Origin of the sequence: Candidatus Regiella insecticola LSR1 (genome assembly GCF_000143625.1) — a bacterium.
In the GTDB taxonomy this organism is placed as follows: Bacteria; Pseudomonadota; Gammaproteobacteria; order Enterobacterales; family Enterobacteriaceae; genus Regiella; species Regiella insecticola.
This window is the reverse complement of record NZ_GL379638.1, coordinates 1-9,779: the sequence shown is the minus strand read 5'-3', so window position 1 is coordinate 9,779 and position 9,779 is coordinate 1. Positions and strand designations below refer to the sequence as shown.

Annotated in this window: 8 protein-coding genes; all 8 read right to left on the bottom strand. The window is 42.6% G+C overall.

All coding sequences use genetic code 11. The features are described 5' to 3' along the window. Nucleotides 1-68: 68 nt before the first annotated feature. Nucleotides 69-1,370 carry a hypothetical protein gene (locus REG_RS08545; RefSeq protein ID WP_141553666.1) on the bottom strand — a complete coding sequence of 434 codons (1,302 nt, stop codon included), beginning with the start codon at nucleotides 1,368-1,370 and terminating at the stop codon, nucleotides 69-71. A 71-nt stretch (nucleotides 1,371-1,441) separates the two neighbouring features. Next, complete coding sequence (locus tag REG_RS08540; protein ID WP_006705269.1) at nucleotides 1,442-1,951, bottom strand: hypothetical protein; 510 nt, start codon at nucleotides 1,949-1,951, stop codon at nucleotides 1,442-1,444. A 150-nt stretch (nucleotides 1,952-2,101) separates the two neighbouring features. Then, nucleotides 2,102-5,623, bottom strand: a complete 3,522-nt coding sequence (locus REG_RS08535; protein ID WP_176603501.1) for a calcium-binding protein — start codon at nucleotides 5,621-5,623, stop codon at nucleotides 2,102-2,104. Beyond that, nucleotides 5,557-6,153, bottom strand: coding sequence for a hypothetical protein (locus REG_RS08530; protein WP_006705267.1), 597 nt, complete (start codon nucleotides 6,151-6,153; stop codon nucleotides 5,557-5,559). Before REG_RS08530 ends, REG_RS08535 begins: the two co-directional genes overlap by 67 nt. Next, entirely contained in the window at nucleotides 6,101-6,772 is a 672-nt protein-coding gene (locus REG_RS08525; protein ID WP_039908280.1) for a C80 family cysteine peptidase, read from the bottom strand. Before REG_RS08525 ends, REG_RS08530 begins: the two co-directional genes overlap by 53 nt. Before the next feature lie 68 nt (nucleotides 6,773-6,840). Then, complete coding sequence (locus tag REG_RS08520; protein ID WP_006705265.1) at nucleotides 6,841-8,319, bottom strand: membrane-targeted effector domain-containing toxin; 1,479 nt, start codon at nucleotides 8,317-8,319, stop codon at nucleotides 6,841-6,843. Further along, nucleotides 8,297-9,439 carry a hypothetical protein gene (locus REG_RS13475; protein WP_006705264.1) on the bottom strand — a complete coding sequence of 381 codons (1,143 nt, stop codon included), beginning with the start codon at nucleotides 9,437-9,439 and terminating at the stop codon, nucleotides 8,297-8,299. The genes REG_RS08520 and REG_RS13475 overlap by 23 nt, the downstream gene beginning before the upstream one ends. A 50-nt stretch (nucleotides 9,440-9,489) precedes the next feature. Then, nucleotides 9,490-9,708: a hypothetical protein gene (locus REG_RS08510; protein WP_141553664.1), complete on the bottom strand. Its 219-nt coding sequence runs from the start codon at nucleotides 9,706-9,708 to the stop codon at nucleotides 9,490-9,492. Between the last annotated feature and the right edge of the window lie 71 nt (nucleotides 9,709-9,779).

Here is a 9,779-nt window from a genome sequence, read left to right as displayed (position 1 = left end):
TGACTTCGCATCACTCACTGCGGTTTCCAAAGAGGTCTAATGATTCGGCTATATGAAGGGGTAATTCGTCAGCGATGTTGGCCAGTATATCCTTGAACAATACTGTGTAAAAGTGGCCTGGCTGGATTAGGAGCGCTGCTCGAGACAGCCTGTTTGCTGACATTAACCCAACTATGGATCTCTTGTGTTAATTTTTTATTGGCAAGGGTAGCGTCAGTTCTAAGATCGCCGGAAGTAAATGCCGCACCATCCCCGAAATCTGATTCACTACTTTTGAGAAGACGGTTATTCGCATCATAACGCTGTTCAGTTTGGAGCACCGTTTTACCATCATGATATTGGTATTTAATCTCACTGCGATCGGTAAATTTTCCATTCGCATCATACCTGCACGTGCTTACCTTAACCACATGACCATCACTGTCATATTTATAAAAGGATTCATCGTATCCGATGTATTGTCGATCAGCATATTTAGATAGACTCGCCTGTTTCAGCAGGCCAGCTGTATCATAATCATCATGGCTACTGCCGACAATTTTACTATCATCGTATTTAGATTTTTTGTAACAAGTTAACCGTGCTTTTTCATCATAGCAAAATTCTCCGGCGTCTATTACACGGTTATCGCTATTGTATTTAAACATTTTTTTTCGGGCGATATTATTATCACTGCCATAGTACATTCTACATTTTCCAACAACGTTATTATCCTTATCATATTCAAATTCAATGCCTTCAACTAATTTACCTTTATCGTTGTATTTATATAGACTGTTACTCAACAGCTGCCCTTGATAGTTAAAAATTCTAATATTTTTACTGACTATTTTATTAGCATAATATTCAATGTTATACATCTCAACTAACCGGCCATTAGAATAGCTGCTGGTTTCTTCCTCTAATACGTGGTGATCAATATCGTAACTAAACTTACTATTGCTTTTAAAAACGGCTTTTTTACCCGCGCTGTACATACCCACAGTATATTCAAATTTTTTGCTGAAATTTATCTGACCAAGTTCATTATAGTAAAATTCATTTTTACCGATTATCTGACTTTCCGCATTGAATATCATTTCTTTTTTATAGGTCAATTTTTGCGTTGAATCATATTCAAGAAAGGTTTCAGTATGCCCCATTAATTCACCACGGGGACTATGTTGATATTTAATCTGATGAATTAATTTGTTATGTTCATATTCACATTTTATTTTACTTTGAATGATGAGTATTCCTTGCGCATCGTATTCTTTTTCCAGCCAATTATTACTGATTAGTTGATCAGTATCATCATGTTCTTCATTCACATCTTGCCGAACCACTAATCGAAATTTAGTATCATCATTGCGGGCAAAAAATATATCCATACCATAACATTCCCTATGTTGAACAAGAAAATAACGCATCCTATTTTTAAAGATTAACCTATTACCGTCAATCAATAAGCATTGAGTATAGCCAAAATATTACGCTGAACACAGTGATCATTGCCAGCCTTTAATGCTGAAGTAAAATTAAATTCTGCTTCAGTATCAAAGGCGCTGATCATGTCTACTGAGAGTGAATAGCCTTGATGTGCAATACTAATAAAATCTTTACCATTGCCAAAATCAGCGGAAGAACTGTAACCCGTAGGTTGATAATTAGCATCATAACTCGATTCAGTTTGACGTATTAATCGGCCGTGTTGGTAATAATAGTTAATTTCATTCCGTCCAATAAATCGGCTGGCAGCATCATAGTGATCTTCAATTTGACGCACTATTTTATTAGTGCGATATTCACATTTTATTCTACTGCGACTAATTAATTGCTTAGCATAATTATATTTATTTTCAATCCAACTGTTACTAATTAAATTTTTATTACTGTCACGATCTTCATTTAGGTGACTCTTGACAATGGATACAACATCAGAATCAATATATTTTTCTAAATACATATTCATATATTATGCCTTTTAAATAGGATTAATATTGCTGGAAATAAATCAATCTCTTTAAGCTCATTTATAATTTTAGCGGAGAATCAAATTAAACTGCTTTGGCTATAGGAGGTGCTGTTAACCATTGACCAGGGCGATAAGTGATTAATTCATTCAAACTGATGGAATAGGCTGATCTTCTTTCCGGCGAAAGGCAGATACGGCCTGTATAAGTTGAGCGGTGTTATAAATCGTTTGCCCCACCTTTATTTGCTCGATTTGATCAGAAAACGAGATACTGCCTTCACTGTGAAGATGATCAGGTGTAATTGTCAGGCGCAGATCCTGGCCATCTATTTCTAGCTGTACATCGCTTTCCGCTATCTCGCCGAGCAATATCAATTTATCTGTACCGCCGCTGTCGGTGATAAAATCACGGCCATCACCGCGCAGGTACAGGTAGCTATCATCTCCTTCGCCCCCGTCGAGATCATCATCACCGCCATTGCCCTTGAGCGTGTCCTTGCCTGCACCGCCAAACAGTTTATCGTTTTCCCTCCCCCCGTAAAGCTGGTCGTCTCCCTGATCACCATAGAATGTTTTTACGCCATTTTGTTGGTAGCCCGCCAGCAAAATATCATTACCTTCACCGCCACGTAGCGTACGATCACCGTGACTTTGGTCGATGATTCCATCATTGCCGGCCAAGGCGTTGAACGTATTATCGGCGAGTGTAATGGCACCGGATAAGGCGAGAATGTCATTGCCTGTCGTCGCTTGTGGGTTAACTTGTTTTTGCCCGCAATAAAATTTGCCCTGTTTTTCATCAAAATGTAAACGATAAAAATAAACCTGGTTATCCTCGGAGTCGATATCCAATAAATAGCGATCGCTTTCTTTATCCGAGATGGCAACATGACGATAATTATCGTGAAGGTAAAAATCTTTAATGCGGATTTCTACACTCCCGATACGCGGATCTCGTATCGCGGAGGATAAAATAATATCGTTATTTTCTTTACTAATGTGGTTCAATTTATCAATAGTGACGGAATTAAGTTGTAAAAAATCCAACATTTTCCTAGGGTCTTCATTGTCTATAACGATTTTTCTATCCGTTTGCTGAGCATGATAAAGATGATAGATATCACTGCCTCCGCTCCCCTTCAAGCGGTCGCCCCTGCCAAAGCTGTACAACATATTATCCGTGTTATCCCCCTCTAAGCTGTCGTTAAAACCAGTGTCGATTAATAACAGTCGCATCGATTTCGGCAGCACCCGTTGGTGGCCATTAACGGTAATGATCCCGCTTTCTTGCTGTAGTTGAATGAAATTTTGTTCGGAGTCAGGATTCTTTAGCACCTCCCCGCTGCGATCATAGCTAGAAACGTAGCGTACTGGCAGAGGCGGAAGCACCCAGCGGCCATTTTGCTGTTTGATGCTTGGCGGCCAGCTATCCGCATCGAGTAATACCCCATCGTGGGTGAGCAGGCTGTATTTATTTTTTAATATCAGCTCTTTGCCATCAGCAGAAAGCGTATAAGCGTCGTTTAAGTAAAGGGTGGTTTTACTGCCATTGGGATTCTTGAGTAGGCATATTATCTTGTGTGAATTCAGGCTCAGTTCGATAGGATCAATATCCTGAACGTCATAATCTAGGATAATATTGCTGTCTTCTGACAGGGTGCTTTCTTCGTTACCGTTGCTCTCATCCAACCATATGGTGACGTCTTTTGGTTGTGAATTTTTCAAAATCGTGTAGCTATCGTTTCCTTTTCCACCGTAAGCAAAGCCGGCGGCTAAGGTCAAAATATCATTTCCCTCTTTGCCATAGAGGATATCGTTGCCTCCCCTTCCATTAAGTCGATTATGATGATGATCACCGACAAGGGTATCGTTGAGTTCAGCGTGAGCGATAATATGTTCGATATTTCTGAGGGTTGCCGCCAATATCGGCTCATTTGATCCTATATAGAAAATGCTGGCGGTACCCAGATTGACGTTATAACCGGAGATCCCTGGTGGTTTGCTTTCAATAATGAGCGTGTCCTGATCTGAACCCTTACCATCGAAGGTACTGCTCAGGTTTGGTGCAGGAAGGACATGTTTTTGTTTATTGCCTAAGTAGAAAATGTCGTGTAGCTGTCCACCGGTATAGTTTTTTTTGCCCGTGCCCCCAAGAAAAATATTATTTTTATTGGCGAACCCGATCCCGCAATCATTACCATCGCCTAAATCAATCAGAGCCACATTTTTGTATCCGAACGATGTTGACGCGCTGGAGCCTAGGACACTGGTTATATGACGTTCGGTAATACTGAGAGAGGTATCGCCTGTCACGCCGACGTTAGGAATGAGATGATTTTTTTCCGTAATGACATCTCCCCATTCAGCAGCATTAAAAGTGTCATCAACGGCTTTAATTGAACCCGGTGTATAGTAATATTCATCGGTTTTTTCAACCTCAAATATCTCATCGGGTTTTAAGTGATATTTTCGTTTTTCTGGCTCCACATCTTCAGGCCGCAGACCCGATTTTAGTATTCTGCGTCCTATTCGAGGCAACATACCATGTGGTGTAGTATCAATAGTGACTAGATTTAAAAAAGGATGTGCTTGCAAATCAAAATCACCCAGACTGTAGATATAAGTATCAATATCTTGATTACTCATCATCTTTCGCCGGGCATTTTCAAATAAATAGTCTTTATAATGCTGAAGGAATATCGGTTTTTGCCGCTCGTATGCCAAGCGTCTCTGCACATCTGCTGTCGGGCGCATGCCCCAAAATACCCTCCAGCCATTTGCTAACTTTTCATAACCATCCAACGTAATATATTTTTCTATCGCTTCAATTTGGCGTACAACGGAATAAATGCCACTGCCGAGCATGAGTCCCAAACCAATTACCACGCCAAGCGGCGCGACAGCTGCTGCTGCGGTCGCACTGGCCATAAAAGCGATACTGGTGACGATGCCAACAATCGCGCCTATTGTTGAGAAAACCCCACTGACGATGAGATCTTGCCGAACTTCACGATCAGTCACTGTGCTGATCTGAGAAAAGGCGTGATAGGCCTGATAAATATCAAAACCGGTACCTAATAGGTTCAATCCCGCCCCGCCAAATTTAACACCAGCAAATTTAAGCTTAAAACCCAGTTTTTCCGCACAATGGGTGAAAGCAGGCAGCTGACCCATGCTGCGTGCCAATGCCTGGCGCGCAATAGAGGGATAGACTTTACTCAGAACCAGCGGAAGGGGATCGGTAATCCCATTGTAGCCAAAAGAAACCAGCGCTAAATTGCGCTCAAATCGAATCTCTTCTTTTTGTTCAGGAGTTAACCTTACGTCATTGAGCATATCGGTGTATTTTTTTATCGTCGCGATCCCGATGATGTAGCCCATGGCTTGCATCCCGCAGGCTAAACGGTGGGCGCCTGCGTTAATACGATCCAACCTGCGGCGAGAAGATGGCCACAATGTTTGATTCTGTGAGCGTTTGATGTGCTGTGCTTCACTGATCACCTTGAGAGATTGTTGGAAGGCCTGTAAGGTTGAGCGCATCTCTCCTGTTTGATCAGTATTAACACGATAAATTTCAACCTGGTATTGATTATTGCGCTCTGTCATGGCGTACTGTTGCGCACGGCTTTTCCCTGAGGTATCGCGAGTTTGTAGATAGTCATTGAGCAACGTATGCAGGGTAGAAAGAAGAAGGTGTTTTCTTCACCGACAACGTAAGCATCAAGCCACGCGAGGCCAAGTGCGGTGGAATCCGTCAGAGTATGGTTATTAAAGGCACTATCGCTGATATAGAGCCCTTGCAAAGCCAAGTGTGCCCTAATTTTTATCCCTCGATTTTCTGTTATGCCTGCCTGGGTGCCGGTTTGATAAAATGCCAAAGCGCTTTGTTGTTGGCGCTGATGCCAATGTTGGCGCTGTCGCAGCGCAGATTGTAGGCTAACTTCAGCCAGCTCAGTGTGTATCTCTGGGTGTTGTAACAGTTGCTGTACATTTTTATTCCATGTCTGCCGTCGATCTTGATGATGTGTGGTCAATAGCATGCGTTCAATATCCATCTCCCCATCAGGTCGTTGAAAAACCTGGCTGAGATCACGCTGTTGCTGCGTGTTTAGTGAAAGATAGAATTTCTGATTTGACGCCAGCTCATCAATGAGCTCTCTTGCACGTTGCAGTCGCAACGCAAGATTGTTGGCCGGCACTTAATTTTTTTTCGTTATTCCAACGCAATACTAACTTGTCATCCGCGCTGTTCTGATGCCAGCTATCTTCTGCTAACTCTGTCAATCGGTGGCCTGATTCATTGACACGGACTTTCGTCCGGTAGGCACCGATATCCGCGTAGGTACCCTGCTCAGCCAGTGATTCGGCAAATTGTCGGGCATAACCCCCGGTTTGTTTTTCATAGTCAGTCAGTGAGCATCCGACCAGACTGATACTGTAGGGGGTGAGCGTGATGACATATTGCGCTTGCAACTGGGTAATAAATTTCTGGATCCTGGTCGCTAGCGCCGATGCCTTGCTACCGCCTAATGTTTGATGATTTCTTTCTCCTTCACCGCCACGGCCATGCCCCACCGCCAGTATGGACACATGGCTTGTTAACACACTAGCTTCCCCCTTTACCAACCGAAAATCCCCTTCAGCACTTAAATAAAATAAGGCTCTGTTGTCAGGATCTTTATTGAATAACTTCTCTCCTGCCTCCTTAGCGGTAAGATCGTTTTCCAATACTAAAATAATTTTGCTGTTCAACGGTGAAGAAAGCGTGGCGCGAGCCGATTTTAGCGGTATTTTTTCCCATTCGCTCGCATCAAACATCTTCGCGGGGCTTAAGTGAGACGCACTTAGCTCTCTTTTCTGGCGATAAGGGATATCCTCGAGAGCAATCAATTGATTTTTTCTGTCGATTCTGGCTGAGGCAGTCCAAAGCGTATTCTGTATTCTTCTTTTGATAACACCGTCAGCGCAGGTAGCCCCAGAAGAGGAGCGATACCAGGTAAGAAACGGCTGCCTAACGGTTTAGAGAGTAGGCTCTGCTGTTGATAAATCGCCAGAAATTTCTCAGTAGGAAGTAATCGCGCTGACAGCTCGGTTAGTTTCATTAGCACCTTATTGTCGGCCATCCCTTGTTGCACAATATTTTGTGGCTTACCTGGGGGAGCCAGTGCAATAATTTTTATGTCATTTTCACGCGCGGTAATGCATAATTTTCGCAAAGAACGATCCAAAGAAAAAATTGTTGACTCCGATCTTCTTTGCAGATACATATCGATTAGCGCCTTTATTCTTGTGCTTAGCGGTAGACAAAGCGTGGTGATCCCTCTCCCTTTGAGTTCATGTATATACTTTGTTATAAAATTGAGCGTGTTTTGATATTGAACCGTACTGCCATAACTCAGTAGCATGCCTTGATGCCCTTTTTCGAATAGCACCGCCAATTGGTGCTCGACTTCCTGTTTTATCATCGATTTAGGCTGGCCGTTAAAATTCAGCGATAAAGGGGATTTATTAGCAAGTTTTAGTAATAGTCGTTTGTTCAGTTGTTCTCGGGCATCGCGAGTATAGTTTCTATCCCAATTATCTGTGTTGGTCTGATAAATTCGGTGATAAATTTTCTTTACATCGACTAAACGCACTTCAGCATTTTCTTTCACGGCATTAATCATAAAATGCATTAACGTCGATTGAAAAGCGGGGGCTGAGTTAAATACCATTTGATACAGCTCAACGGCTAATGGAAGCCGTGTTTGAGCTATTTTGATGATGTCTGTAATGTAAGGCGTCATAGCAGGGGGAAACAGCGCCTGGTTAATTTGCTGATCCAATATTAATAAAGTCTCTTCACGCCGTGTATCTCGGCGTTTTTCATCGTTATAAGCCTGTATCTGGAGTTTTAAAATAAAGGCGTTTTTAATCAGTTCCATCCCTGATGTGTGATGTAATTGATTGAGAGAATAGAGGATGGCTCTGTATGACGAGCCTATCGGCTTTAAAGGCACCCGTGCATTTTCCTCTAGCTCTGTCGGCAACATCACATGATCAAACTGAAACTGCATTAAATTATCTTGCTGCTCTCGTAAGAGAGCGGTGATTTGCGCTGAATTTTTGGTATTTTCTGCCAGTGACAGCATACGCGGATAAATTGACGTGAAGCGGCCACGGCAACGGGCTATCTTTGATAACCGCTCGACCATCTCAACATTGCCCTGTTGTATGGCTTCCATCAGTGCATCCGCCGAATCATCTCGCGCATAATGCGCAAGCAACACCTCTATCAGTTTAGGATCCTGTGATAAGACAGCGTCTTGCAAAATAGAAAAGTGTGCATGCAAACTTAGCCCGTTAGGATCCGCGTTGGCCTCCATAAGGAACCTGTTCAGATAATGTTTTGACCATCGGCTGATTTTTTGTTTTGATGGCGAATACCAAAAACTGACGAAAAATACGGCGAAGAAGGGGCACACTGTCATTAAAATCGATCTTGAGTGTCTGTTGGTATAAGATTTTCAATAAATTATCTCTAGGCATAATATTGCTGGCAGCCCAATATTTGAAAACATTGTCGATATCTTTGGCTTTCATCCCACCCAATAAATCAGCCGAAATAGTGGCCAGTTTAGCCTCATCTAGCCTGGAGATAATCGGTATTAATAGCGTCGAATGGGTTTCTAGATTTTGGAACCACGCCTTATGAGTGGTTATATAATCAATGCTACCCTCATCACCCAATTTTGAGAAAAATGTACGGATATCTTGCAGATTAGCGGCGGGCAGCCTCTGAGGATTAATTTGGCTCAATAGTGGTGCGTCTTGGTCGCGGGTTTGCGCAATGATTTTCATCAGCTGCGCAGGATTGACCTGATCGATAATCTTACCAAGGCAATTGATATCAGGCTGGCTGATGTTACCCTCTGGGGTTACCCGCCAAAATAGATCAACCAGGCGCTGGAGTTTATTGCCCTCAGCATCCTCGGTGACGGTTTTTATCAACTCACTCAAATTATTTGGCCAGATACTTTCTGATGGCAAAAGAGAAAGTTGTTTAGCTATCTCAACTTGCAGCCAAAGGGGATCGGATCGTAACCGGTATTTTTCTTCACCTTCAACAGGCTCCTCCATTAAAGCGCTGACGTTGATATCTTTATAATACGCCTTAGAATTTGCGATAGTGTTTTGTATCATCCCCCATGCCACCGGCTCTTCACCGAGGATAACGCACAGATTGTTCAGATAATTTTTAGCCAGTTGATCCGTAATGTTATAGGGCGTGAGCGCTTGCCGGAGGGCGTGATGACAAGCGTGGTACTTTTGAGGGCTGAGAGTGATGGATTGTGCAAGTGGATCGGTAATCGGCGCAAGGCGTAATTCTTTGCTAAAACCATTCCAGTAGGCGTTAAAGGTGTGTATATCGCTATGCCGTAAGATGGAGTGATGCGCGGTAAATGCCTTGATAACATCACGGGTAACCCTGTTTGTATATGCCAATAAATCAGCAGCGAGATCACCTGAATAGTGACTCAGGTTAAGTTTAGTGCTCAGGACGTAACTATGAACGCTCGAAGCGCAAAATTTAATTTTTTTGCCAGCTCCTGAATTTCAGCCAATTTTACTTTAAGCGCAATCCCCGAAGTTTTTACCAGACTTTGCGCAATTTCTTCCATCGGTCGTTTTGCATGATATAAGCTATGAAGGTAAGCAGGAACAGCATTCTTGGTAAATAAACGCTGCTTAAATCGAATGAACATATTCTCCACCGCGTCTCTATTATTTCCCTCCCTCCTCTATAAGAATTTCACGCCCTTTATCAGGACTATGTTCATTAGAC

Bases quoted from the DNA above. Each gene is read 5' to 3' on its own strand.
- REG_RS08545 (WP_141553666.1), bottom strand. From the start codon at position 1,370: ATGGATATATTTTTTGCCCGCAATGATGATACTAAATTTCGATTAGTG.
- REG_RS08540 (WP_006705269.1), bottom strand. From the start codon at position 1,951: ATGAATATGTATTTAGAAAAATATATTGATTCTGATGTTGTATCCATT.
- REG_RS08525 (WP_039908280.1), bottom strand. From the start codon at position 6,772: ATGTTTGATGCGAGCGAATGGGAAAAAATACCGCTAAAATCGGCTCGC.
- REG_RS08520 (WP_006705265.1), bottom strand. From the start codon at position 8,319: ATGGAGGCCAACGCGGATCCTAACGGGCTAAGTTTGCATGCACACTTT.